Here is a 695-nt window from a genome sequence, read left to right on the forward strand (position 1 = left end):
GGCGGCGGCGAAGCGCGGGCCGTCCGGTCCCAGGAAGCGCGCCGCCACCTCCTCCCGCGCCGCCTCCAGCACCGCCTGGCCGGCGGGGCCGAGGCCGACCGCGACGACCAGGCCCGCCCCCGCCTCCTTCAGCGCGAGCAGCCCGCCCAGCGCCTCGCCGACCGGGTCGGGCGCGACGGTCGAGACATCCCCGCAGCCGCCGAAGCCGGAGGAATAGTCGAGCACCGCGGCTTCCTCCTCGACCAGCGCCTGGACGACCGGGCGCGCGGCGTTGGCCATGCCCTCCGGCGCAAGCACCAGCACCGCCGCGTCGCCTTCCGCCCAGTCGCGCGGCGAGGTCAGCACGAGCATCCGCGTGCAGGGGGCCGGCGCGCCGGGTGCCGCGACCGGCTGGACCCACACCATGTCGATCGCGGCGAACTGCGCCTGCGCCGGGCCCGCCGCGAGCATGGCGGCCAGTGCGGCGGCGGTCGTCAGGGAAGGGATGGTGCGCATGGCGGCTGCTCCTCGTCGTCGGGAAGGAGCCTCGCGCCGGCGGGCGGGGCGCGCGGTGCGAAACGGCACGCTTCGTTCGGGCGCCCCGCCCGCGATCACGTCAGCGCAGCCGCAGCGCGGCCGGCCGCACCTCGGGCGACGCCACCTTCGCCAGCGCTTCGCGGCAGTCGGCGGGGGCGGGCAGCGCGGCGTCGGCGCCG

The 695-nt window shown here is 78.8% G+C and carries 1 protein-coding gene; it reads right to left on the reverse strand.

Going from position 1 to position 695, the window contains the following annotated elements; genetic code table 11:
- On the reverse strand, positions 1-495 hold a 495-nt coding region (locus HW577_RS26045), incomplete at its 3' end, for a hypothetical protein (RefSeq protein ID WP_198378964.1).
- Positions 496-695: the final 200 nt, after the last annotated feature.

The organism is Neoroseomonas rubea (assembly GCF_016106015.1).
Taxonomy (GTDB): domain Bacteria; phylum Pseudomonadota; class Alphaproteobacteria; order Acetobacterales; family Acetobacteraceae; genus Neoroseomonas; species Neoroseomonas rubea.